Here is a 22,803-nt window from a genome sequence, read left to right as displayed (position 1 = left end):
CCATGAATAATGATCCCTATGGTGGAGACATCCTGCGCGGACATAGCAGAGCGCAGGCACGAGAGTACCCGGAGATGGCGGCGGAACCGGGGATGGTCGTGGAGGTACGCGGTGATGACTTCGTGGGCGCTGTCCTCGGCGTGGATAAAACCGTCTATGGAGAGGTTATTCGCCTCGAGGATCGCTACGGCACGCAGCGCGTATTCAACCTGGTCAAGGGTGGCTTCCTCTACGAAGGACAGCCGGTAACTCTCACGCGCTACCGCCCCAAGAGTCTGCCGCAGCGCTCCAATTCGGGTTCGCGGCGAGTGAGCAACGTTGAGGCTAAAGTCGCCGCCCCCTCCCGGATCTGGGTCGAGGGCATTCATGATGCCGCCATCGTGGAAAAGGTATGGGGCCACGATCTGCGTGTTGAGGGCGTCGTAGTTGAGTACTTAGAGGGGCTGGATAATCTCCCACAACGCCTCGCAGAATTCGGCCCTGTGGAGGGGCGACGCGTCGGCGTTTTGGCCGATCACTTGGTTGAGGGCTCCAAGGAGACCCGTTTGACGCAAACGGTGGGCGAGCATGTCTTAGTCACGGGGCACCCCTTCATCGATATTTGGGCTGCAGTTAAACCCGAACGCCTGGGTTTGCGCGCGTGGCCCGAAGTTCCCTACGGCGAGGATTGGAAAACCGGCATTTGTCGGCGCGTGGGGTGGAGTGATCCCAAAGAGGGCTGGAACCGGGTCTACAATGCCGTGCATTCCTTTCGCGACCTCGACTCGACCCTCATCGGCGCCGTCGAGCGCCTCGTCGACTTTGTCACCACCCCCGAGCTGCGCAAGGAAGATCTGCTCTAAGCAGGAATACTCTAAGTAGGAGAATCCAAGCAGAAGGACTGCGTCAAGCCACGGCCACGGTATTGGCGCGCTCGAGCAGGTGCAGAGCAAGGCTCCAACCAGCCGTTTCCGCTGCCCAGCCGGCCGCCTGCAGCCGCTGGGACATGGCTTGCTTGGAAATACCCAGCTGCTCGGCCGCCTCATTCTGATTAAGCCCGCTGCGTACCAAGGAGGTGGCCTCGCGGCCTTCCAGCGTTCTCTTTTGTAGAACGAAGCCCAGCAGCGCGAAGGCCGCCGCGATGTCAGTTGCCTCCTCCGCGCGACCCCGCACGCTCATCTTGGTGTAGACCTGGCCGGCTCGAGCAGAGGTCTTTAGCGCGGCGGTAGCTGCGCCGCGGGCAGCCGGCTCGGTGACCTCAGAACCCGGGGTTATGCCGATGCCTATCGCCCACTCGCCATCGGCGAGTAACGCCATGACGACGTCGCACACGCTGGCGGCAGAATCTATCACGGCACAGATGTCCTCTACGCCCAATACCTCGAATTCGCCCACCCCATCGAGGGTGGATAAGGCGTGGGCTGAGCGCTGAACAAGCTCTGCGCGGCGCAAGGAACGGCCACGATAGCGTGCGTGAATAGCGAGCATATGAATCCTACCTCCTAGATGACTAGGGGACAGTCTACCGTGAGCGCTTGACTGGTGGGCGCGTGGGAATCCGCGAGTCTAAGAAAAGCCCTGCCACCCCAATGACCCCAAACACGATGAAGGCCAAGATGGTCCACGGGTTGCCGCCGGCGATGAGCGCATCGCCGAAGATGACGCCCACGACAGTTGTAGGAATCGATCCGATGAAGGTGGCCGCGGCGAACTGAATCAGCGGTATAGGAGTCAGCGCAGCCACATAATTAAGAATTGAAAAAGGGATTCCTGCCACCATGCGCAGGGAGGCAATGGCCAACCAACCACGCCTTTCCAGGTGCGCGTTTATCTTGAACACCGCCGGGTGCGTCAGATGCGGGCGAATCCATTCCCCGAATAGTGCTCGCACGATGACGAGGGATAGAACTGCCGAGAGTGTGAGGGCGACCAAGGAGATGACTATTCCCTCCCAAGCCCCAAAAAGGACTCCCGCAGCCACAGTCCATAACGTCCGCGGGATCGGGAACTGGGTGAACAATATGTAGGCGGCGCCGAAGGCAAGGATGAACCAAGGGCCTAAGTGTTCCGCCCACGTGCGTAGGGCTTCAAGGTCTGGGACGTCGACGAATACCAGGAAAGCGACGACGGCTATAAGAAGAGCCACGGCTGCGCACCAGCGTTGCGGGGACCAGCTACGCAATGTGCTGCGGACATCCGCAACCACTCCTGAGAGGAAGCCTCCGAAGCTGCGGAGCCAGGTGGCAATCCTCGTCGCGACAGTAGTCATAGACCACCATGCTACGAGCTGCTTGGGACAGTAGTGAATCAGGCTGGCTGGCAAAATGATGTGGGGTCTATGACAATTCGGCAGGTTTTGGGCTTGCGATGGCGACTTCGACAGGGGATAGGAGGATACTGAGAACCCTACAGTCAGAATATTCGGGCGGGGTGGCATACCTAGGAAGCTTCCGCCCGCCCCGTACAATCGCCAAAGAAAGCAGAGCCTTAGACATGGACGCAGTCCACAATCTTTTGTCCTATATGGACGCCACCACCTTGTTGACCGCCTTCGGGCCTTGGGTGCTGGTGGGCGTGGCCATCGTCGTATTTATCGAGTCCGGTGTCCTTTTTCCGTTCTTGCCGGGTGATTCCCTGCTCGTAACGGCAGCCATCCTGCGGGATCCGCTCAATGTATCAATCTGGGAGCTCCTAGCCATCGGCGTAGTCGCAGCAATCCTCGGCGACCAGGTTGGCTATTGGCTGGGACACAAGTTTGGTCGCCGCTTGTTCCGCGATGATGCCCGCATACTCAAGTCCTCTCACCTTGCCGCTGCAGAGCAATTCTTCACCAAACACGGATCCGCAGCGCTTGTCCTAGGCCGCTTCGTGCCCATCGTGCGCACCTTTGTGCCTGTAGCAGCTGGCACCGCCCGGATGCCTTATACCCACTTCGTGGGATGGAACGTTCTAGGGGGAGTGACCTGGGTGCTGTCGATGAACCTCATCGGCGTATTCCTGGGCAACATCCCGGGGATCGCAGACTCCATCGAGAAGATCATGCTCCTCATCATCGCGCTGTCGGTCCTGCCCATCGTGGTGAAGTACGCCCTCACTCGCATCAAGGCCGCGCGCGTTCAGTCCGCAGAGCCGGCAGTAGAGTAGGTTCCTTCTATTTCCTAGTGCCTTCTCTTAATAATTTCAGCCCCCCTCAGCGCAGTTCAGCTGAGGGGGGCTTCTAGGTGACATGAAAAAAGTCTCGAGCACCGTTCTAGGAACGATGTCTCGAGACTTCACAATTGTGCCCGAGGGGGGACTTGAACCCCCACGTCCGTTAATAGGACACTAGCACCTCAAGCTAGCGCGTCTGCCATTCCGCCACCCGGGCAGGGTGTTTGTTTCAACCTCTCGGCTGGGCACTCGAATACTGTATCCCGATCCGTAGATCGAATACAAATCGCCAGCTCAATACTTATTTATGGCGTTGTAGAGGAGCTGCTTTTCGCCGGTAAATCTCCCAGATGCCGTAGTGAATGACAACGAGGTAAGTCAGGGTTAAGTCAGGCCACGGTCGCTGGCGTGCCAGCGTCCACTGTAACGTGTACCCCCTTAGACAGTGGCCTGTGATGTGGGGTACAAATGGGTTATGGCTACTTATGCAGATGATCCACGGTTCCCCGGTCCGGACCCCTACGCCCCGCTGGGCACCCTCCCCAGCTTTTCCTTGACCTCTAGCGACTTGGAGGATGGCGCAGAGATTTCGGAGGACATTCGCGCCCCGCGCAGTATATCCCCGCAGCTGGCGTGGTCTGGGCTTCCGGAGGGAACGAAGTCCTTGGCGGTGACCTGCTTCGATCCTGACGCCCCTACGGCCTCGGGGTTCTGGCACTGGGCTGCCTTCAATATCCCCGCAGACGTCACCGAGCTGCCCACCAACGCTGGAGCGACGAAGGATTTGGGCATTGACGGCGTCGTCAGCCTGCGCAATGATTCTGGCGAGCGTATCTACTACGGACCGAACCCTCCCGGCGGCCACGCGCCGCACCGCTACCTCTACGCGGTGCATGCGGTCGACGTCGCCAAGCTGGACATTGAGCCGGAGGCCAGCCCCGCGAAGCTCGGATTTAATCTCTACTTCCACAGCCTAGGCCGGGCAATCCTGTGGGGCTGGTACGAGACTAAGTAGATGACAACTAGTAAATCCCCGGCGCAGGGAGTACCTATCCCCACCACACTGCGGGTGGGTGGAGCCTTTATGTTTCTTGCCTTCGTCCTGATCCTCTTGGCGGTTATTTCCGTGTTCCGTGATGGGTGGCAGGCACCCTTTACATGGACCTATGGAACCTTGGCCATCGTTGCAGCAGCGCTTATTGCAGGCGCCTTTGCCACCATCCGCCGTGATCAACGGGCGAGTAAAACCCAGGTTATAGCACTAGCTGTAGCCGTGGTTCTCGTCATAGCGGGACGTTTCGCCCCCAGCACTGTCCTCGTGGTCATGGATCAGTACTGGTTGCTGCTCTATGCTGTGGGCGCAGGCCTATGCGCCCTTATCCTGCGGCGCGTGAGCATAGGGACGCACTAGAGCGCGGCTGCTAGCTTCCTAGCAATCTTTCCACGGCAGGCCAGAGCCCACAGCTTGAGAGATATTGCGCAAGTTGTGGGCATGTATCTGTCGGGCAATGCCGCGGTGAATATCCCGAATCCAGTCTGGACCGCCATAGATGAGGCCGGTATAGCCCTGCAGGAGGGTGGCTCCTGCGGCTATGCGCTCCCATGCCTGCTCCGGGGTCGAGATGCCTCCCACCGAGATGAGGACAAGCTTGTCACCGACTCGCTCGTGCAGGTGTTTGAGGACCTCGAGCGAGCGCGCGGCAACGGGGGGACCGGAAACGCCGCCGGCACCCATGGCCGCGACCTCGGCGGCGGGAGTGCGCAGCCCCTCACGCGAAATGGTGGTATTGGTCGCCACGATTCCGGCCAAGCCGAGGTCAACGGCCAAATCGGCGATGTCATCGATATCGGCGTCACTGAGGTCTGGGGCGATCTTTACCAAGACCGGCAGTGCGGTGCATTCTTGGACCGCGGCCAGGATTGGACGCAAGGATTCCACCGCCTGCAGATCACGCAGGCCAGGGGTGTTGGGGGAGGAGACGTTGACCACGAGGTAGTCTGCGAGGCCGTCGAGTACGGAAGCGGAGCGGCGGTAGTCATCGACAGCTTGCTCAGCGGGAGTGACCTTGGACTTGCCAATGTTGATGCCGAGGGGATCGCTATAGCGCCGCTTGCGCAGATTCTGCGCGGCTACCGCTGCGCCGTGGTTATTAAAGCCCATGCGGTTCAAAATGCCCTTGTCGGCCTTGAGCCGGAACAGGCGCGGGGCTGGGTTGCCTGGCTGGGCTAACGCGGTGACGGTGCCTAACTCGGCGTAGCCAAAACCCACCGCAGCCCAGGCATCGGCGGCGGCGGCGTTCTTGTCAAAGCCGGCGGCTAAGCCTAGCGGCCGTGGGAAAATCACGCCAAAAACCTCCTGGGAAAGCACTGGATCCCTAAAGGGCAGGATCTTGGCGAGTCCGCGGTTCGCCGGGCCGACAGCCTGCAGGGCCGCCAGCCCGCGGCTGATGATGGTGTGGATGGTCTCGGGATCAAGTGTGAACATGCCGCGCAATGCCAGCTGATAGGCCCGTGCGCGCAAGCGGTCGACTGGGGAGGTATGCATGGGGAGGAGTCCGTTCCTTCGTGGAGGTGTCGTGAAATGTTTTGACGTATCTGGGGGCTGACTTCGGGTTTCGTGGCGGCGGATGAGCACAGGGTGGATTATTTCAGGTCAGGGTCGGAGTAAAACTGAAGGCCATCACCGGTGGCGGAAGCGACTACAAGCGTGCCATCCTCCAACACGGCCATGTGCTCGGCGGCTGAAACCGTGGGAAACGAGCCCTTTTCTAGGGGAACGCCGGTCGAGATGTTGTAGGCGTGAGCCTCATTGGTATCGGTGGTGGTCACCCACGCCAACTGGCGTCCCTCGTCCCAAGCCACTGCCCAAGGCACGCCGGGAGTATTGCCGTACTGATGGAGGCGAATGACGTCGTCAGCGGTGTAGATGGCCAGGCGCTTGCCCACTGTGTCCGAGGCCAAGACAATGCCGTTGTCACCTGCGGCGATCTGTCCCACACCCTGGCCCGCGCGCAGGCGACCACCTGCGCGGTCGTGCTCCCAATCGAGGTTCTGGATAGTGGAATCGGAGCGCTGGATGCGCACTACGTTGTCCCGGATATCGGCATTGGGGACGGGAATGAGCTGATCCGAGCCAGCCTCAGCGGTGATGTCCTCCACGCGTTGGCCCTCACTGTAGACACCGACTTCGGCGGTATCAGCCGAGGTGACAAAGAGCTCACCGCTCGAGATAAGGGCGGCGGCTGTGGCGGGAGCGTCCTCCGACACGTCCACCTCGGTCGGGGAGGTGGGCTCCGTGGGATCGATGATAAGGACCTTATCGCCACAAGCAATGACGAAGCCCTGTTCGGAGGCCGTTAGCTCGCCGCAGCTTTCATTAAGTGGCACGGTGGCAGCCTTGCCTGCCTCAAAATCCGACTGGCTACCCACCTCCAAGCCCGTGGCGGAACGCACGGCCACAGTGCTGTCGATCACTGCGAGATCTTTGAGCGACTGGCCCTCAAGGCTCAGCTTTCCGGCCGGGTTAGTTGCAGCTGGGGAAGGCGCTGGGGTGGCATTACCCTGCACCGCCGTGTCTGGGTCGGATCCGACTCCGACCTCGCTGTCTGATTGGCAGCCGGCCAAAGCTAAGGCGCTGAGGCTCAGCGCAAGGGCGGCCCTTTTCTGGGAAGCGAGCAGTGCAATCACGATTTTCTATCCTAGCAGCGCGTGTTGCGAAACTTCGAAGCCGTGAAATTGAGTTGTAGGCTATCTCGGGTGAATACCGCAACAGCTACCGATGCGATGTCCTGGATCCAGGTCATCGTTCTTTCAATCGTCCAAGGCCTCACTGAGTTTCTCCCCGTGAGCTCCTCAGGACACCTGCGTATCGTCTCGGAATTGTTCTGGGGCGAGGACGCAGGCGCTTCTTTCACCGCCGTCATCCAGTTGGGAACGGAACTGGCGGTCATCGTATTCTTTGCCAAGATGATTTGGGAGATCATCTTGGGCTGGTTCCGGGGGCTTTTCAACAAAGAAAAGCGGGGACAGGACTATCGCATGGGCTGGATGATCATCGTCGGTTCCATCCCGATCGGACTGGTCGGCTTCTTCGCCAAGGACCTCATTCGCGATAGCCTGCGCAACTTGTGGATCACTGCAGCCATGCTGATCCTCTTTTCCTTCTTCTTCATCCTCGCCGAGCGCGTGGGCTCCAAGACCCGCGGTTTCGATGAGCTCAACATGAAGGACGCCATCGTCATGGGTCTGTGCCAGTGCCTAGCGCTTATCCCCGGCGTCTCCCGTTCTGGTGGCACCATTTCCGGCGGCTTGTTCTTGGGTCTGGACCGCGAGGTCGCCACTCGCTTCAGCTTCCTTTTGGCTATTCCGGCGGTCTTGGCCTCGGGTCTGTTTTCGCTTGACGACGCCTTCGGCCCCACCGTCGGTCAATCCGCCACGGGCATGCAGCTGCTGGTGGGCACCGCCATCGCCTTCGGCGTGGGCTATGCCTCCATTGCGTGGCTGCTCAAGTTTGTGGGCAACCACTCCTTCGCCTGGTTCGCTGCTTACCGCATCCCAGTTGGCGTGCTGCTCATGATCCTGCTGGCACTGGGCGTTCTGCAGCCTTAGGGCAACTGGGCTAAGAATGCGCAAAGTGCGGCGGCGGCGCGGTGGGGGCTACGATGGTCTGCATGCATTCTTGGCCCGCGCCCCATTTCGACCGTGTTCCTGGCACTTCGGTGCCTCTGCGTCTCTACGATTCCGCCGATGAAGCGATTCGGCCGCTCCGTATAGAGGGTGACACCGCGCGCATGTACGTGTGCGGAATCACGCCCTATGACTCGACGCACTTGGGCCATGCGGCCACTTATCTTACTTTTGACCTCATCTATCGGGTGCTGCTCGATGCCGGCAAAGCGGTGCATTACGTGCAAAACGTCACCGATGTCGACGATCCGCTCTTCGAGCGCGCTCAGCGTGACGGCGTTGATTGGAAGGAGCTCGGCTCCTCGCAGATCGATCTCTTCCGCAGTGATATGGAGATACTCTCCGTGTTCCCGCCGCAGAACTACGTTGGCGCGATGGAGGCCATCGATCAGGTCATCACGATGGTAGAAAAGCTTCTCGCTGTGGGGGCCGCCTATGTGGTTGATGATCCGGAGTACCCAGACGTTTATGCCTCGGTTCACGCGACCCAGCACTTCGGCTACGAGTCCAACTACAACGCCGAGCAGATGGCTGAGTTCTTCGCCGAGCGTGGCGGTGATCCGCAGCGTCCTGGCAAACGGGATCCGCTCGATGCCTTGGTCTGGCGCGCTCACCGCGAGGGCGAGCCCGCGTGGGATTCTCCCTTTGGCCCGGGCCGCCCTGGCTGGCACATCGAGTGCTCGGCCATCGCCACGGACCACCTTGGGTCTTCCTTCGATATCCAAGGAGGCGGAAGCGACCTGAAGTTCCCGCACCACGAGTTCTCCGCCGCACATGCGGAAGCCGCGCTCAAGGTGGAGCGCATGGCTGATTTCTACGTGCACAGCGCAATGATCGGCCTCGATGGGGTCAAGATGTCGAAGTCGCTGGGAAACCTCGTCTTCGTACACAAGCTCGTGGAGCAGGGCGTCGAGCCTTCAGCCATCCGGCTTGGCGTCTTCGCTGGCCACTACCGCAGCGATCGGGACTGGTCGCAGGCCATCGTGGCCGAAGCCACGAAGCGTCTACACACCTGGCGCGAGGCGCTGTCTCATCCCGGCCAGCTTGGTAGGGCACAGGCGCTGGTGCAAGAGATGCGCCAGGCGCTGTCCAATGATCTTGATACTCCGGCTTTGCTAGCCGCCGTCGATGCATGGTCTATGCAGTCGCGTGGCGAGGATGACCCCGCAGCAGGGGAGCTGGTTTCTCAGGCCCTTGATTCCCTCGTGGGGGTGCGCCTCGCGCAATCTTAGGGCAGTATTTAGACCATGAGCATTCGCGCAGACTTTCAACCCACAATTGACGAGTTCATCGATAATCTACATTCCTTCGCAACCGGGGATTATCTCCGTGCGGAGGAAAAAGAGTTCTGGTCCGCCCCCTTTGATGCGGCAGTGTTGCCGGAGCTTAAGTCTCTCCTCGAGGGATTGCTTGATTCCCTCGATACTTTGCCCGATGATCCAGACAGCGAAGCGCTGGCAGCCGTGGTGGAGGCTGGAGTTGCCCAGTTGGCAGGTTTTAACCGCCGTCAGGCAGATGCGGTCCTCGAGCCGGAGGAGAAGCAGGAACTGGGAGTCCTCATTTACAATGCCTCTGCAGCCACAGGCGCAGATGACGAGGCCTTGGCGCAGCTGCCTGAGCTCGAGTTTTAGCACTCGCAAGATTTTTTAAAGGAGACCTTTAATCCCCGCATGACTACGAATAAACCCGCCGCCTCTAAACCCGCCGCAATCTTTTGGGACATGGATGGCACGCTCACTGACTCCGAGCCCTTATGGGCCGAGGCCACGTACTTCCTGTCCGAGCAGATGGGCCGCCGACTAACGCCAACGGAGCGCCTAGCGACCGTCGGAGCCACTTTTTCCACCACCTTCCGCTACTGCGCGCAGGTGGCTGGAATTAAGGCTCCTGTGGAGCGGGAAGAGGACTACCGGCGTGCGATGTTTGAGTACACAAAGGAACTCTTCTCCCAGCGCTTGGAAGTTTTTCCCGGTATCCGGGACCTTTTAGCGCAGTTTGGTGCCGACGGGATTCCCATGATGGTGACTACCAACACGGAACGCAATGTCGCCGATGCCGCTATTGACGCAGTGGGCAGAGAGCACTTTGTGGACACTATCTGCGGAGACGAAGTAGAGCACGGTAAGCCTGCACCGGACATGTACCGCGAGGCCGCCCGTCGCCTCGGACTGGACCCAGCACAGTGCCTCGTGTTCGAGGATTCTGCCACGGGTATGCGCGCCGCGGTCGACGCAGGCTGCCGCGTTATCGGTTTGCCTGCTGATGAGTCGGTGGAGGTTCCCCGGGAGGTTTCCACCATCGCGGAGCTTTACCGTTCCGCTCACCTCGACGGGGTACAGGCTGTTGACGTCTACGGTTGGTTCGGGCAGATTTCCTGGGTAGGAAACACTGTGCGCAGCTAAAGCCATGGTTTATGCCGCCTCGGGTGGATAACTGTGGAATAATAGTCTGCCGTGAAGAATTTTGAGGCACTTTTTGCTGAACTAAAAGAAAAAGCAGACAACCGCCCGGAGGGCTCCGGCACCGTCGAGGCCCTAGATAAGGGCGTTCACTTCATCGGTAAGAAGGTCATCGAGGAAGCGGGCGAGGTATGGCTCGCCGCAGAGTACCAATCAGACGCCGAACTCGCGGAAGAAATGTCTCAGCTCATGTACTGGACCCAGGTCATGATGCTCAAGCGTGGAATCGCTTTGGAAGACGTATATAAGTACCTGTAGCAGTACCAGTGTTACACATTCTGCAGTACAAGAATCTCTAGGAAGAAGTCATGATAAAGATTGCTGTGCCCAATAAGGGCTCTTTGTCCGAGGCAGCGCTCGATATTCTCTCCGAGGCTGGATACAAGGGCCGAGGGCATAACAAGTCCCTCAACGTCGTGGACAAGAACAACGATGTAGAGTTCTTCTTCCTACGCCCGAAGGACATTGCTATATACGTCTCCCAAGGCGTACTTGATATGGGGATTACCGGCCGTGATCTTGCGTTGGATTCCCGTACCAAGTTCAACGAGGTGCTGCGCCTCGGCTTTGGTGCATCGACCTTCCGCTATGCCGCTCCGGCTGGTGAGGAGTGGAGCGTGGAGAAGCTAGAGGGAAAGACCATCGCCACCTCTTATCCCAACCTCGTGCGTGATGACCTTCGCGCCCGTGGCATTGAAGCCAAGGTCATTAGGCTCGATGGCGCGGTGGAGATCTCTATCCACCTGGGAGTGGCCGATGTCATCGCGGACGTGGTTTCTACCGGAACTACCCTGCGTCAGCAGGGGCTCGCCCCCTTTGGGGAGAAGATTCTGTCCTCCGAAGCTATCGTTATCAAACGCGAGGGGCAACCCCTGAGTGCAGAGGAAGAGACTGTCCTCAGCCGCATCCAGGGTATCTTGCACGCCCGTCACTACCTCATGCTTGATTACAACGTGGCAAAGAGCAATCTTGATGCCGCCTCGCGGGTGACCCCTGGTCTTACCGGTCCAACCGTCTCGCCTTTGGCGCGTGAGGGCTGGGTTGCGGTTCGCGCCATGGTGCCGCGTAAGCGCGCCAACCACGTCATGGATGAGCTATTGTCCCTGGGTGCGGAGGCCATTTTGGCTTCCGATCTACGGATAGCCCGCTTCTAGCGGTAGACAATAACTTTTTTCGCACCCTTAATCTGCCAGCGCGTCTACGATGGTGAGTGAATCAAATTCATTCCAGACTTACCGTAGGTAGGTCGCGAGCTGTTTTAAGGAGTTTGTCACCATGGCAAAGCCCTCCAAGAAGAATGTCCATGACTCCAAGGAAGAGGTCAAAAAGACCTCCGTGGAGGCTGGCCAGACTGTAGGAACCGACAAGACTGAGAAGCCCGGTTCCGGCCTAGGGACCAAGAAGACGCGTACAGAGACCGACTTGCTCGGTTCTCTTGAGGTTCCGGCGGATGCCTACTATGGCGTCCACACCGTGCGCGCTATGGATAACTTCCAGATCTCCTATGTCACCATCAACTCCATTCCGGAGTTCGTACGCGGCATGGTGCAGGTCAAAAAGGCCACTGCCATGGCAAACCGTCGTCTCCACACCCTGCCTCGCAAGAAGTCGGAGGCCATCATCTGGGCCTGTGATCAGATCCTTGACAAGGGTCGTTGCATGGACCAATTCCCCCTCGACGTATTCCAGGGTGGTGCCGGCACCTCTCTAAACATGAATACCAACGAGGTTGTTGCCAACTTGGCACTCGAATACCTCGGTGAGCCCAAGGGCTCCTACGACATCATCAACCCCAATGATGATGTCAACATGTCGCAGTCCACCAATGACGCATACCCCACGGGCTTCCGTCTTGGTGTGTACGCCGCCGTCGACAAGCTCATCGAGCGCTTCGATGCATTGGAAGCCGCTTTCAACGCAAAGGGTAACGAGTTCCAAGACATCTTGAAGATGGGCCGCACCCAGCTGCAGGACGCCGTCCCCATGACCATGGGAGATGAGTTCAAGGCCTTCGCGCACAACTTGGCCGAAGAGCAGTCTGTCTTGCGCGATGCACAGTCGCGCCTGCGCGAGATCAACCTCGGCGCTACCGCGATCGGCACCGGAGTTAACACCCCGGCTGGCTACCGCCACCAGGTCACCGCCGCCCTGTCGGAGGTTACTGGCCTGGAGATGAAGACAGCTCGTGACCTCATCGAGGCCACCTCGGACTGCGGTGCTTATGTCTTGCTGCACTCCGCCATCAAGCGTGCCGCTATGAAGCTGTCGAAGATCTGCAACGATCTCCGTCTGCTTTCCTCCGGCCCGCGCGCCGGACTCCACGAGATCAACCTGCCTCCGCGTCAGGCTGGTTCCTCGATCATGCCGGGTAAGGTCAACCCGGTTATCCCCGAGGTAGTCAACCAGGTCTGCTTCAAGGTCTTCGGCAACGATCACGTGGTCACCATGGCCGCAGAGGCTGGGCAGCTCCAGCTCAACGTCATGGAGCCCGTCATCGGCGAGGCACTGTTCCAATCCATCCGCATCATGGGCAACGCTGTCGACACCCTGCGTGAGAAGTGCGTAGTGGGAATCACCGCCAACCCGGAGGTATGCCGCGCCTACGTCGAGAACTCCATCGGTATCGTCACCTATCTCAACCCGTTCATCGGCCACCACAATGGCGATCTCATTGCCAAGGAGTCCCTGCACACGGGTAGGGGTGTGCGCGAGCTCGTCCTTGAGAAGGGTCTGCTCGATGAGGCCACCTTGGACAAGGTTCTTTCGGTGGAAAACCTCATGCACCCCGAGTTCCGCGGCCAGCTCTACGTCGACGAGAACTAGTTTCACCCAGAGTGCCTTGAGCACTTCCTAGGCACCCGAGCATCGCTGCGCTTTAAACAGCGTCAGTAGAGGGTTCGGCAAGGGTTAACGGCTCGAGAGTGCATATCGAGCGCTAAAAGGTGGGAGAACGGTCCGGCATTGTGCCGGGCTCGGCCTCCCACCTTCTTTTTGGGCTACCTGCCAAATCTGCACTTATGTGGGATGTCCGTACGGGTTGTGGGAACGGACACAAGCGGGGGTTTATATGCACAAAACCTACTCAAATGTAGCAAAATAAAAGTTAAGCAATTCATCATAGGTTCACGTCAACGAGGATCTGCACAGGAGTCTTGTCTAGCTTCTCGCTCTCTTCCTCGTCCACGTGAACCGGCTATCGAACAACTAGGGGAGCATCAATGGTCGTCGTACACGTTCTTATAGTCTTGGGGGCCATTTTCATCGGCGCCCGTATGGGTTCTATCGGCATCGGCATGGCCGGTGGCCTCGGTGTTTTACTGTTGGGCGCCACGGGCGTCCCAGTAACACGCGAGGATATTCCCTTTGATGTCATCGGCATCATCATGACAGTCATCGCCGCCATTGCTGCCATGCAGCGTGCGGGGGGCATGGACTATTTGGTCTATTTGGCAGAGCAGTTCCTGCGAAAGAATCCGCGGCGCGTCACTTTCTACGCCCCGGTGGTCACCTGGCTGATGACGGTCTTCGCCGGCACCGGCCACACTGCCTTCTCCACTCTTCCCGTCATCGTCGAGGTGGCCAAGGAAGGTAAGGTGCGTCCCTCGCGGCCGCTGTCTATCGCCGTGGTTGCCTCCCAAATGGCGATCTGCGCCTCGCCGATTTCTGCAGCTGTGGTCTTGTTGGCGTCTCTGTTGGAACCTAAAGGCGTGGGATACCTGCAGATTCTCGCCATCTTGATTCCGGCAACCTTCCTGTCCATCTTCCCCGCGGCGTGGATCGCCAACAAAATGGGCAAGGAACTTGAGGATGATCCGGTCTACCAGGAGCGCCTAGCAGCAGGTCTCGTGGAAAAGCCGGCGAGCGCTGAGAACTTTGTTCCTGCTAAAGGTGCTAAAGCCTCAGTAGGTATCTTCCTTGTAGCCATCCTCGTCGTCATGGCCTGGGCTACCTTAACGTCCGATCAGCTGGGACTTATTTCGGATCCGACCTTGCCACGCAACGAGGCCATCATGGCCGTGATGCTCACGGCAGCCACCGCCATAGTTCTGCTCACTAAGATTCCGGCTGCGGACGTGCTCAATACGCAGGTATTTAAGTCCGGTATGTCTGCCTCCATGTGTGTGCTCGGAGTGGCCTGGCTGGGCACGACCCTCATCAACCACTACATCGATGGAATCGAAGGCATTGCCTCCGAGGTCATCCAATCTGCTCCGTGGCTGCTGGCCGTGGTTCTCTTCTTCGCCGCTGCTTTGCTCTACTCGCAGGCCGCCACCACGAAGGCGATCATTCCGCCCGCGCTTGCACTGGGTGTCAGCCCGCTGACCGCCATCGCGGCATTCCCTGCGGTTGCAGCCCTGTTCGTTCTTCCTACATACCCGACACTGCTGGCCGCCGTGGAGATGGATGACACGGGCTCCACCCGAATCGGAAAGGCCGTATTCAACCACCCCTTCATCGTGCCTGGCGTCGTCAGCATCGTGCTTTCGGTCCTCCTGGGCTACCTCTTCGGCGCGCTGATTCTTTAAAGTGCACCCCGACCTGCTTTAAGCAATGCGCTTCGACCTCGGTAGGATGCAGTTTATGACTACACAGCCTTCCGACGTCGAAATTGCCCAAGCTCATAAGCTACAGCCCATCTCACTCATCGCCGCCAAGGCGGGAATACCGCAAGAGGCCCTTATTGCCTATGGCACAACCAAGGCGAAGGTGGATATCACCAAGTTGGGCCCGAGTGAGGGGCAAGGAAAGCTGATCCTCGTCACGGGAGTCTCACCCACTCCCGCGGGCGAGGGCAAGTCCACGGTGTTGATTGGCCTGACGGATGCCCTCGACCGGCTAGGCAAGAAAGCCATCGTGGCCCTTCGTGAGCCCTCCCAGGGCCCCGTGATGGGCATCAAGGGTGGCGCCGCGGGTGGCGGATACTCCCAGATTGTGCCTATGGAGGATATTAACCTCCACTTCACGGGGGATTTTCACGCCATTACCGCGGCTACCAATACTTTGGCGGCCTTGGTGGACAACCATATCCACCAAGGAAACCACCTCAACATCGATCCTCGTCGAGTTACCTGGCAGCGCTGCGAGGACGTCAATGACCGTTCGCTACGCAAGGTCGTCACCGGTCTGGGAGGGCCTGCACACGGAGTCCCGGCTGAGACTGGATTTACCATCACCGCCGCTTCGGAGATCATGGCCATTTTGTGCCTGGCAACCAGCCTGCAGGATTTGAAGCGTCGTCTCGGCGACATCACCATTGGCTATACCTTTGACCAAGAACCAGTCACGGCACGTGACCTCGAGGCGGATGGTGCGCTTACTGCATTGATGCGAGATGCCATCAACCCCAACTTAGTGCAAACCTTAGGCGGCGTTCCCGCTTTCGTGCACGGCGGCCCCTTCGCCAACATCGCACACGGTTGCAACTCGCTTCTGGCTACTACCACCGCGCTGCAGTTCGGTGACTATGTTCTCTCCGAGGCAGGGTTCGGCGCGGACTTGGGAGGGGAGAAGTTCCTCGACATCAAGGCCCGTTTCGGCCACCTCGACGTCGCCGGTGCGGTGGTAGTGGTGACGATCCGTTCGCAGAAGTACAACGGCGGCGTCGCCAAGCAGGACCTTGATGTGGAAGACCTCGACGCACTGCGTGCAGGACTAGGAAATCTAGAGCGTCACGTGGAAAACCTCCGGCAATTCGGGCTTAGCCCAGTCGTGGCCCTTAATCTCTTCCCCAGCGATACCGCAGACGAGCGTGAGCTCATGAGCGAATGGGCTGACTTCTTCGGCGTTCCGCTGGCTGAGGTCCGCGTCTTTGGGGAGGGCGGGGAGGGCGCACTAGAGCTCGCGGAGCTTGTCCTCGAGCACCTCGATGGTGATTCTCACCCCCTCTACGATCCCGCGAAGGGAGTCGAGGCCTCTATTGAGAAGATCGCTACCTCCATCTACCGTGCCGCCCGTGTGGAATACGGAGCGAAGGCCAAGAAGGACCTTGCCTACATCAAAGCCAATGGCTGGGATACCCTGCCCGTGGTTATTTCCAAAACGCAGTATTCTTTCTCGGATGATCCCCACGAATTAGGCGCTCCCAGCGGCCACGTCCTGCACGTGCGGGAATTGCTGCCGCGTACCGGAGCTGGATTCATCGTGGCCCTTACCGGAGACGTTATGACCATGCCTGGACTTCCTAAGAAGCCCACCGCAAACGCCATCGACGTGAACGAGAACGGCAACATCACCGGCCTGTTCTAGACGCAGCGCAGGTGAGCTGTAACTACCTCCAGAACCCCTAGTCTGTATCGGCCGTCGATCCCGGCCAGCCAGGATAGGCAGGCGGTGTGCCGCCAAAGGCAGGACATATTGCCTGGTGGGCGCACCAGCCGCAGAGCTTGGACGTCTTGGGACGGAAGTCCCCGCTGCGCCCATCGCCTTCAATCTTCGCCCACAAGACGCCGAGGTCGCGCTCAAAGTACTCGAGTTCTTCGCGGTTGGGGCTGAGAATCATTGAGTCCAGAACCTTGAGGTACATCAAGCGAAGCTGGGCCGGAATGGTTCCCAAGAGCCGCCAATACACGAGCGCATAAAAGCGCATTTGGAACTGGGCATCGTGGCTATAGCGTGGGCTGGGCTTCTTTCCGGTTTTATAATCCACCACGCGTACCTGCCCGCCCGGCGCGACGTCGACGCGGTCGATGAAGCCGCGCACAGGCACACCGTTGGGCAGCACGGTATTGACGTACATTTCCGTGTCCGCGGCGTCGAAGCCCTGCGGGTTCTCCATCTGGAAATAGCCCTTGATGAGGGAACGAGCCTCCACGAAGAACTCCAGCTCCTTATCTGGGGAGATGAGCTGGCTAAGCTCCGCGTCCTTTTCCGCCATGGTGGCCCATTCCGGCTTAATCATCTTCACTGCTGCCGGGTAAGTGCGCTCCTCGCGGGGGAGGTCATGCATGTGCTCGAGTACTGCGTGGACGAGTGTTCCACGCACCTGCGCGACAGTTTTAGGCTCCGGCAGGCGGTCGATGGCCCGGAAGCGATAAAGCAAAGGGCACTGGGTGTAATCGGAAGCCCGCGAGGGCGAGAGGGCTATGGGGCGGGGAGTGTTATGTGAAGAAGCCATGATCCTTTCAGCCTATCGCTTGCTTGTTCGTGGCAAGCTAGAGGGCATGAGTAATTCGACTGAGGACTTTCTAGATTTCATCGCTGCATCTCCATCTTCCTACCATGCCGCTGCAGAAGGCGCGAGGATTTTGGAGGCCGCAGGTTTTAAGCGCCAGGCAGAAAGCGAGAGGTGGTCAGGCACGCCGGGCGGCCACTACCTTATTCGCGGTGGGGCACTCATGGCGTGGTTTGTGCCGGAGGGGGCTTCACCGGATTCAGGGTTTCACATCATTGGTTCTCACACGGATTCCCCCGGGCTCGTGTTAAAACCGCAGCCTGATTTTAGCGCCGCTGGCTGGCAGCAGGTGGCTGTGGAAGTCTACGGCGGGGCCTTGCTGCATACCTGGTTTGACCGAGAGCTTACTGTCGCAGGTCAGCTGGTAACCAAGGACGGTGACCGCCACCTAGTCAATACCGGCCCGCTGCTGCGCCTGCCCTCCTTGGCTATCCACCTCTACCGCCAGGACGAGTTCAAGCCGGACCGCCAGCAGCACATGCAGCCGGTTCTGAGCGTGGGTGATCCGGAGACTTCCATCCTGGAGGTGATAGCGAAGCAACTGGGGATCGACGCCGGCGATATTGCCGCATTCAACCTCATCACCGCTGATGCCGCGCGCGGCGCTGTCTTTGGGGCGGGGGAGCGCTTCATCGCCGCCGGGCGCATGGACAACCTTTCCTCCGTCTTTGCCAGCCTGCGGGCCCTGACCCAGGCGGCAGGGGAGTATGAGGGAAGAGACATCCTCGTCATGGCCGCCTTTGATCACGAGGAGGTGGGCTCGAACTCGCGCTTCGGCGCAGCTGGTCCCATCTTGGATGATGTCTTAGGGCGCACCGCGGGTGCCCTGGGGGCTGACGCCGAGGATAAGCAGCGCATGTATGCGCGATCGAGCTGCGTCTCCGCCGATGCGGCCCATTCAGTGCACCCCAACTATGCCAGCAAGCATGATCCGGGACACCACCCGATCATCGGGCAGGGGCCCGTAACCAAGATCAATGCCAATCAACGCTACGCGTCTAACGCGGTAACCATTAGCCTGTGGGAGGCAGCCTGTGAGCGCGCCGGGGTTCCTTTTCAGCGTTTCGTGGGCAATAACGATGTTCCCTGTGGCTCGACCATCGGCCCCATCACGGCCACGCGTCTGGGCATCGATACCGTGGACGTCGGGGTACCCATGCTCTCAATGCACTCTGTGCGTGAAATGGTGGGCGAACGCGACCAACTATGGTTGGCCCAGGCTCTTGAGGCATACTTGGTGGGTTAAACACCGAAAAGCCTTCGGCAACAGCCAAGCCGGTGCTTGGCTAAAGATCGGCTTATACCAACACTCGAATCACTCTGAGGAGCACCACCAGCTATGCCTTATTCCGGGCCTTTCCATTACGGTGACCGTGTCCAGCTCACGGATGCCAAACGCCGTCACTACACCCTGGTCTTGGAAGAAGGCGGGCAGTTTCACTCCCACAAGGGCATCATCAACCATGACGACATCGTGGGCATGGATGAGGGCTCTGTGATTAAGTCGACGATGGGCTCGGCCTTCCTGCTCTTTAGGCACCTCATGGTTGATCACGTCTTGTCCATGCCGCGTGGCGCGGCGGTGATCTATCCCAAGGACTCCGCACAGATCCTCGTCGAGGGCGACATCTTCATGGGCGCGCGCGTCCTCGAGGCTGGTGCCGGCTCGGGGGCCTTGTCCATGACTCTGCTGCGCGCGGTGGGGCCTGAAGGGCACGTGTTTTCCTATGAGGTACGCGAGGATCACTTGGAGTATGCAGTTGATAACGTCCGCGAGTACTTCGGGGAGCAACCGCAGTGGTGGAGCCCCCGCCTTGGCGATCTTGGGGATGTCACCGTCGAGGACTTAGGCGGCCCAGTTGACCGTGTGATCCTAGACATGCTCGAACCCTGGGAGCATCTAGATACCGTGCGAGATCTCCTGATTCCGGGTGGCGTCTTCATGACTTACGTTGCCACCGTCCCGCAGCTGATGAAGGTCATGGAGGGAATCCGCGAGCTGCAGTGCTTCACCGAGCCCAAGGCCTGGGAATCCCTCGTGCGCGAGTGGAAGGTTGAGGGGCTTGCCACCCGCCCTGAGCACCGCATGAATGCCCACACCGCTTTCCTGATCTGGACCCGGAGACTGGCAGACGGAGTCCCCCCGCCGCGCCCGCAGCGCCGCGCTCGTAAGTAGCCATTATCCTGCGAGGGCGACTATGCGGCCAATTCAAGTAGGCAAACCTTAGTTATCGGAAGTCCTCGCGCGCTAGGGTGGAATCTATGAAAGTAACTACCGACCTAGAAAAGCAGGTCGAAAAGCTCTCCAGCCGCAACGTGAAGCTCGCTGGTCTGCTGCAAGAATCCCGCGATAAGCTGCAGCAGATGCTCGCCGAGGTCAATGCGCTCTCGGAGCCTGCTTCCACCTACGGAGTGTTCCTTGGTTACTCTGGGCGCGCGCATGACTCACGCCGAGACGCCGAAGTTTATACCAACGGGCGCCCCATGCGCCTGAAGATTTCGCCCTCCCTAGAGCCAGGAACCCTCAAGGTGGGTCAGCAAGTCCGTTTGGGAGACGGTTTCGTGGTCGTCGAGGCCTGCGAAACCCCTCGAATTGGGGCGCTGGGCACGATCAGCGAGCTGATCGGCACCGATCGCGCCATCGTGGCCACCGCCTCCGGGGAAGAGGAAGTCGTTGTATTGGCAGACGCCCTGCGGGCGAACGTGCGCGCCGGGGACACCATCCTCGTCGACTCCAAGGCCGGGCTGGGCCTGGAGAAGGTCCACAAGACTGAGATTGCACAGCTGTCTTTGGAGGAGGTCCCGGACGTCTCTTACGGGGACATCGGAGGCCTTGAGGCCCAGATTTCCCAGATCCGGGATTCCGTGGAGCTGCCTTTCCTCCATCCTGAACTCTACCGTGCCTTTGATCTTCGCCCGCCCAAGGGCGTCTTGCTCTACGGTCCTCCCGGCTGCGGAAAGACCCTCATTGCCAAGGCCGTTGCCAATTCCTTGTCCAAGCACATGGGAAGCACCTCCTCGAGTTACTTCATTAATGTCAAGGGCCCTGAACTGCTCAATAAGTTCGTCGGAGAGACCGAACGTCGCATTCGGCTTATTTTTGAAAGGGCCCGCGAGCTAGCCTCCACGGATTCCTCCCGCCCAGTCATCATCTTCTTCGACGAAATGGAATCCATCTTCCGCACCCGCGGTTCCGGGGTGTCCTCGGACATGGAGACCACCGTGGTGCCGCAGTTGCTCACCGAGCTCGACGGAGTCGAACAGCTCAGCAACGTCATCGTCATCGGTGCCACCAACCGTGAAGAGTTGATAGACCCAGCCATCATGCGCCCAGGGCGCCTCGACATCAAGATACGAGTCAATCGCCCCAACCGTCAGGCTGCGCGGGAGATTTTCCAGCGCCATCTTGGCCCCACAGTGCCCTTGGCCGAGGAGCGCGATCTCTTAGTCGATGCTGCCGTCGAAGAGCTCTACTCTGAGCGTCCCTTCGTGCGTTTGCATTTCAACAGCCAGGAGACCCGGGATCTGCATTACAGGGACTTCGTCTCTGGCGCCATGATCGCCAACATCATCTCCCGCGCCAAGAAGCTGGCCATCAAGGATGCCCTCAGTAGTTCGACGGCATCCGCAGGCACTGAGTTGGAGATGCCGGCTGGGATTAGGTTTGGCCATCTGCAGCAGGCCATCGCAGCCGAGCAAGCGGAGTCAGAGTACGTTCCTACCTCGGCGAACCCGGAGGATTGGGCGAAGATCGTAACTGGCACGCAGGGCGGAGCCAAGGTGGTTAGGGTTGAGTTACTCGGTTATAGGAGCAGCACATGGCACGCATCATAGGCACAGAGACCGAGTACGGGATTTCCACTCCCACCGATCCCGGCTTTTCGCCGATCGTTTCCTCCACTCACGCAGTCGTGGCCTACGCAGCGCTCTATACAGGGGCACGCTCGCGCTGGGACTACGCCGAGGAGCACCCTTTGCGCGATTCCCGTGGCTTTGATCTCAAGCGCTATAAAACCGTGCCGGTTGTTGATCCGAACGCCATTGGCGTAGCCAATGTGGTTACCTCCAGCGGCGCACGCTTCTACGTCGATCACGCCCACCCGGAGTACTCCTCCCCGGAATGTAGCAATGCTTTCGACGCCATGCTTTACGATGTCGCGGGGGACGTCGTCGCGCGCCAAGCCGCCGCCGCAGTGGCGGAGCTGAGCGCGCAGAATACCTCGGTGCTCTCGCACCACGAGCCCTGCCCGCCACTGCGCCTCTATAAGAACAACGTCGACGGCAAAGGCGCGAGCTATGGTTCGCACGAGAACTACCAGTACCATCGCTCCACAGACTTCGAAGATATAGCGCAGGGGCTCATTCCTTTCTTCGTTGCCCGCCAGGTCATCACCGGGGCTGGCAGGGTAGGACTAGGTCAAGACGGCAGCGGCGCCGGTTTTCAAATCTCCCAACGCGCCGACTACATCGAGCAAGAAATATCGCTGGAGACCACGCTCAACCGCGGGATCATCAATACCCGGGACGAGCCTCATGCGGTGGCGCGAGACTTCGGACGCCTGCACGTCATCATTGGGGATGCCAACATGTCTCATACCTCGAATTTCTTGAAGCTGGGAATAACTTCCCTCGTGCTTGATGCCATCGAGTCCGGCGTGGACTTCAGTGATCTGCGCTTGGTCGACGCCGTGGCCGAAGTCTCGCGCGTCAGCCACGATGTGGACCTTCACCATCGACTCGCGCTGCGCGACGGGCGGCGCTTGAGTGCGCTAGAGCTGCTGGGGGAATACCGCAGTCGTGTCACCGCGGTCACCGAGGTAGAAAAGCAGGTTCTCGAATCGTGGGACGAGGTCACGGCCCTCTTGGCGAAAGACCCTCTCAGTGCCGCGCACCTTTTGGATTGGGTGGCCAAGTATCGCCTCATCCGGGGATACCTCGATCGCGGACTTGCCATCACGGATCCTAAGTTAGCGCTGGTGGACCTCCAATACGCAGATATCGACCCCCACAAGTCCCTCTATCACGCCCTAGTACGTAGTGGCCGGATGCGCGAGTTGGTCAACCAGGCTGAGATCGACACGGCGGCGACCATGCCTCCGCGCGATACCCGCGCCTACTTCCGGGGTGAGGTCACGCGAGCATTCGCCGAACAGCTTCTCGCTGTCAGCTGGCAGAGCCTGACCTTTTCCCTGCCGGGCGGAGAGGCCACGATCGCCCTAGATGATACCCACGAACTCACCGAAAAGCAGGTGGGGGAGATTCTCGCTCGCTCCGCCAATGCCGAGCAGCTGCTGAGCAATCTTCAGCAACTAGGCATAGAGGCCGAGTATTCATAGAAGCCGAGTATTCTAAGCCCCA

General features: G+C 59.4%; 22 protein-coding genes and 1 tRNA gene. 17 read left to right on the top strand and 6 right to left on the bottom strand.

Annotated elements, in window-relative coordinates; translation table 11 throughout:
• The first annotated feature begins 2 nt into the window (after window positions 1-2).
• On the top strand, window positions 3-842 hold the full coding sequence (locus tag B2696_RS02410; protein ID WP_286953741.1) for a DUF3097 domain-containing protein: 840 nt from the start codon (window positions 3-5) through the stop codon (window positions 840-842).
• A 43-nt stretch (window positions 843-885) separates the two neighbouring features.
• On the opposite strand, the gene B2696_RS02405 is transcribed toward B2696_RS02410, so the two are convergent.
• Window positions 886-1,467 (bottom strand): MarR family transcriptional regulator, encoded by a 582-nt coding sequence (locus tag B2696_RS02405; RefSeq protein WP_276622056.1) that lies wholly within the window; start codon window positions 1,465-1,467, stop codon window positions 886-888.
• 34 nt (window positions 1,468-1,501) lie between these two features.
• A complete protein-coding gene (locus B2696_RS02400; RefSeq protein WP_276622058.1) occupies window positions 1,502-2,248 on the bottom strand; it encodes a TVP38/TMEM64 family protein in 747 nt (248 codons plus the stop codon).
• A gap of 224 nt (window positions 2,249-2,472) precedes the next feature.
• On the opposite strand from B2696_RS02400, the gene B2696_RS02395 reads away from it, so the two are divergent.
• Window positions 2,473-3,123, top strand: coding sequence for a DedA family protein (locus B2696_RS02395; RefSeq protein WP_286953740.1), 651 nt, complete (start codon window positions 2,473-2,475; stop codon window positions 3,121-3,123).
• 137 nt (window positions 3,124-3,260) lie between these two features.
• Here the strand turns inward: B2696_RS02395 and B2696_RS02390 are convergent.
• Window positions 3,261-3,346 (bottom strand) — tRNA-Leu (locus tag B2696_RS02390).
• 258 nt (window positions 3,347-3,604) lie between these two features.
• Here B2696_RS02390 and B2696_RS02385 point away from each other — a divergent pair.
• Entirely contained in the window at window positions 3,605-4,144 is a 540-nt protein-coding gene (locus B2696_RS02385; RefSeq protein WP_075729820.1) for a YbhB/YbcL family Raf kinase inhibitor-like protein, read from the top strand.
• Entirely contained in the window at window positions 4,145-4,540 is a 396-nt protein-coding gene (locus tag B2696_RS02380; RefSeq protein WP_276622065.1) for a hypothetical protein, read from the top strand.
• A gap of 18 nt (window positions 4,541-4,558) precedes the next feature.
• Here the strand turns inward: B2696_RS02380 and B2696_RS02375 are convergent, their stop codons facing one another.
• Both B2696_RS02375 and B2696_RS02370 read right to left on the bottom strand, forming a co-directional pair.
• Window positions 4,559-5,674, bottom strand: coding sequence for a quinone-dependent dihydroorotate dehydrogenase (locus tag B2696_RS02375; protein WP_286953739.1), 1,116 nt, complete (start codon window positions 5,672-5,674; stop codon window positions 4,559-4,561).
• A 98-nt stretch (window positions 5,675-5,772) separates the two neighbouring features.
• On the bottom strand, window positions 5,773-6,816 hold the full coding sequence (locus tag B2696_RS02370; protein ID WP_276622070.1) for a hypothetical protein: 1,044 nt from the start codon (window positions 6,814-6,816) through the stop codon (window positions 5,773-5,775).
• A gap of 96 nt (window positions 6,817-6,912) precedes the next feature.
• Between B2696_RS02370 and B2696_RS02365 the strand changes: the two genes are divergently transcribed.
• The 9 genes from B2696_RS02365 to B2696_RS02325 all read left to right on the top strand — a co-directional run bounded on the left by B2696_RS02365 (window position 6,913) and on the right by B2696_RS02325 (window position 16,520).
• The gene (locus B2696_RS02365) at window positions 6,913-7,737 is read left to right on the top strand and encodes an undecaprenyl-diphosphate phosphatase (RefSeq protein WP_276622167.1); all 825 of its coding nucleotides are present in this window, start codon (window positions 6,913-6,915) and stop codon (window positions 7,735-7,737) included.
• Window positions 7,738-7,799: 62 nt separating this feature from the next.
• Window positions 7,800-9,047, top strand: coding sequence for a cysteine--1-D-myo-inosityl 2-amino-2-deoxy-alpha-D-glucopyranoside ligase (gene mshC, locus B2696_RS02360; protein WP_286953738.1), 1,248 nt, complete (start codon window positions 7,800-7,802; stop codon window positions 9,045-9,047).
• Between the two features lie 15 nt (window positions 9,048-9,062).
• On the top strand, window positions 9,063-9,446 hold the full coding sequence (locus B2696_RS02355) for a hypothetical protein (RefSeq protein WP_075729816.1): 384 nt from the start codon (window positions 9,063-9,065) through the stop codon (window positions 9,444-9,446).
• Between the two features lie 39 nt (window positions 9,447-9,485).
• Entirely contained in the window at window positions 9,486-10,217 is a 732-nt protein-coding gene (locus B2696_RS02350) for an HAD family hydrolase (protein ID WP_075729815.1), read from the top strand.
• A gap of 51 nt (window positions 10,218-10,268) precedes the next feature.
• On the top strand, window positions 10,269-10,532 hold the full coding sequence (locus tag B2696_RS02345) for a phosphoribosyl-ATP diphosphatase (RefSeq protein WP_075729814.1): 264 nt from the start codon (window positions 10,269-10,271) through the stop codon (window positions 10,530-10,532).
• A gap of 50 nt (window positions 10,533-10,582) precedes the next feature.
• Window positions 10,583-11,428 carry an ATP phosphoribosyltransferase gene (gene hisG / locus B2696_RS02340; RefSeq protein WP_075729813.1) on the top strand — a complete coding sequence of 282 codons (846 nt, stop codon included), beginning with the start codon at window positions 10,583-10,585 and terminating at the stop codon, window positions 11,426-11,428.
• A gap of 121 nt (window positions 11,429-11,549) precedes the next feature.
• Window positions 11,550-13,097 carry an aspartate ammonia-lyase gene (gene aspA / locus B2696_RS02335; protein ID WP_276622074.1) on the top strand — a complete coding sequence of 516 codons (1,548 nt, stop codon included), beginning with the start codon at window positions 11,550-11,552 and terminating at the stop codon, window positions 13,095-13,097.
• Between the two features lie 395 nt (window positions 13,098-13,492).
• Window positions 13,493-14,800, top strand: coding sequence for an anaerobic C4-dicarboxylate transporter (locus tag B2696_RS02330; RefSeq protein WP_286953737.1), 1,308 nt, complete (start codon window positions 13,493-13,495; stop codon window positions 14,798-14,800).
• Between the two features lie 55 nt (window positions 14,801-14,855).
• On the top strand, window positions 14,856-16,520 hold the full coding sequence (locus B2696_RS02325; RefSeq protein ID WP_075729810.1) for a formate--tetrahydrofolate ligase: 1,665 nt from the start codon (window positions 14,856-14,858) through the stop codon (window positions 16,518-16,520).
• Between the two features lie 37 nt (window positions 16,521-16,557).
• Here the strand turns inward: B2696_RS02325 and B2696_RS02320 are convergent, their stop codons facing one another.
• On the bottom strand, window positions 16,558-17,388 hold the full coding sequence (locus B2696_RS02320) for a RecB family exonuclease (protein WP_075729809.1): 831 nt from the start codon (window positions 17,386-17,388) through the stop codon (window positions 16,558-16,560).
• Between the two features lie 46 nt (window positions 17,389-17,434).
• Here B2696_RS02320 and B2696_RS02315 point away from each other — a divergent pair, with 46 nt between their 5' ends.
• The 4 genes from B2696_RS02315 (at window position 17,435) to dop (ending at window position 22,781) form a co-directional block, all read left to right on the top strand.
• Window positions 17,435-18,691: a M18 family aminopeptidase gene (locus B2696_RS02315; RefSeq protein ID WP_276622078.1), complete on the top strand. Its 1,257-nt coding sequence runs from the start codon at window positions 17,435-17,437 to the stop codon at window positions 18,689-18,691.
• Between the two features lie 93 nt (window positions 18,692-18,784).
• Window positions 18,785-19,621 (top strand): tRNA (adenine-N1)-methyltransferase, encoded by an 837-nt coding sequence (locus B2696_RS02310; protein ID WP_276622079.1) that lies wholly within the window; start codon window positions 18,785-18,787, stop codon window positions 19,619-19,621.
• Window positions 19,622-19,707: 86 nt separating this feature from the next.
• The gene (arc, locus tag B2696_RS02305; protein ID WP_286953735.1) at window positions 19,708-21,279 is read left to right on the top strand and encodes a proteasome ATPase; all 1,572 of its coding nucleotides are present in this window, start codon (window positions 19,708-19,710) and stop codon (window positions 21,277-21,279) included.
• The gene (gene dop, locus B2696_RS02300) at window positions 21,264-22,781 is read left to right on the top strand and encodes a depupylase/deamidase Dop (RefSeq protein ID WP_286953734.1); all 1,518 of its coding nucleotides are present in this window, start codon (window positions 21,264-21,266) and stop codon (window positions 22,779-22,781) included. Before arc ends, dop begins: the two co-directional genes overlap by 16 nt.
• Window positions 22,782-22,803 lie beyond the last annotated feature (22 nt).

It is taken from the genome of Corynebacterium sp. UBA4397, assembly GCF_002390965.1.
Lineage (GTDB): Bacteria > Actinomycetota > Actinomycetes > Mycobacteriales > Mycobacteriaceae > Corynebacterium > Corynebacterium flavescens.
Note: the sequence above shows the minus strand (reverse complement) of the source record. Positions and strands in the feature narration are given on the sequence as shown.

Coding starts and splice junctions, on each gene's coding strand:
- B2696_RS02410 (WP_286953741.1), top strand. CDS start 3: ATGAATAATGATCCCTATGGTGGAGACATCCTGCGCGGACATAGCAGA.
- B2696_RS02405 (WP_276622056.1), bottom strand. CDS start 1,467: ATGCTCGCTATTCACGCACGCTATCGTGGCCGTTCCTTGCGCCGCGCA.
- B2696_RS02400 (WP_276622058.1), bottom strand. CDS start 2,248: ATGACTACTGTCGCGACGAGGATTGCCACCTGGCTCCGCAGCTTCGGA.
- B2696_RS02395 (WP_286953740.1), top strand. CDS start 2,473: ATGGACGCAGTCCACAATCTTTTGTCCTATATGGACGCCACCACCTTG.
- B2696_RS02385 (WP_075729820.1), top strand. CDS start 3,605: ATGGCTACTTATGCAGATGATCCACGGTTCCCCGGTCCGGACCCCTAC.
- B2696_RS02380 (WP_276622065.1), top strand. CDS start 4,145: ATGACAACTAGTAAATCCCCGGCGCAGGGAGTACCTATCCCCACCACA.
- B2696_RS02375 (WP_286953739.1), bottom strand. CDS start 5,674: ATGCATACCTCCCCAGTCGACCGCTTGCGCGCACGGGCCTATCAGCTG.
- B2696_RS02365 (WP_276622167.1), top strand. CDS start 6,913: ATGTCCTGGATCCAGGTCATCGTTCTTTCAATCGTCCAAGGCCTCACT.
- mshC (WP_286953738.1), top strand. CDS start 7,800: ATGCATTCTTGGCCCGCGCCCCATTTCGACCGTGTTCCTGGCACTTCG.
- B2696_RS02355 (WP_075729816.1), top strand. CDS start 9,063: ATGAGCATTCGCGCAGACTTTCAACCCACAATTGACGAGTTCATCGAT.
- B2696_RS02350 (WP_075729815.1), top strand. CDS start 9,486: ATGACTACGAATAAACCCGCCGCCTCTAAACCCGCCGCAATCTTTTGG.
- hisG (WP_075729813.1), top strand. CDS start 10,583: ATGATAAAGATTGCTGTGCCCAATAAGGGCTCTTTGTCCGAGGCAGCG.
- aspA (WP_276622074.1), top strand. CDS start 11,550: ATGGCAAAGCCCTCCAAGAAGAATGTCCATGACTCCAAGGAAGAGGTC.
- B2696_RS02330 (WP_286953737.1), top strand. CDS start 13,493: ATGGTCGTCGTACACGTTCTTATAGTCTTGGGGGCCATTTTCATCGGC.
- B2696_RS02325 (WP_075729810.1), top strand. CDS start 14,856: ATGACTACACAGCCTTCCGACGTCGAAATTGCCCAAGCTCATAAGCTA.
- B2696_RS02320 (WP_075729809.1), bottom strand. CDS start 17,388: ATGGCTTCTTCACATAACACTCCCCGCCCCATAGCCCTCTCGCCCTCG.
- B2696_RS02315 (WP_276622078.1), top strand. CDS start 17,435: ATGAGTAATTCGACTGAGGACTTTCTAGATTTCATCGCTGCATCTCCA.
- B2696_RS02310 (WP_276622079.1), top strand. CDS start 18,785: ATGCCTTATTCCGGGCCTTTCCATTACGGTGACCGTGTCCAGCTCACG.
- arc (WP_286953735.1), top strand. CDS start 19,708: ATGAAAGTAACTACCGACCTAGAAAAGCAGGTCGAAAAGCTCTCCAGC.
- dop (WP_286953734.1), top strand. CDS start 21,264: ATGGCACGCATCATAGGCACAGAGACCGAGTACGGGATTTCCACTCCC.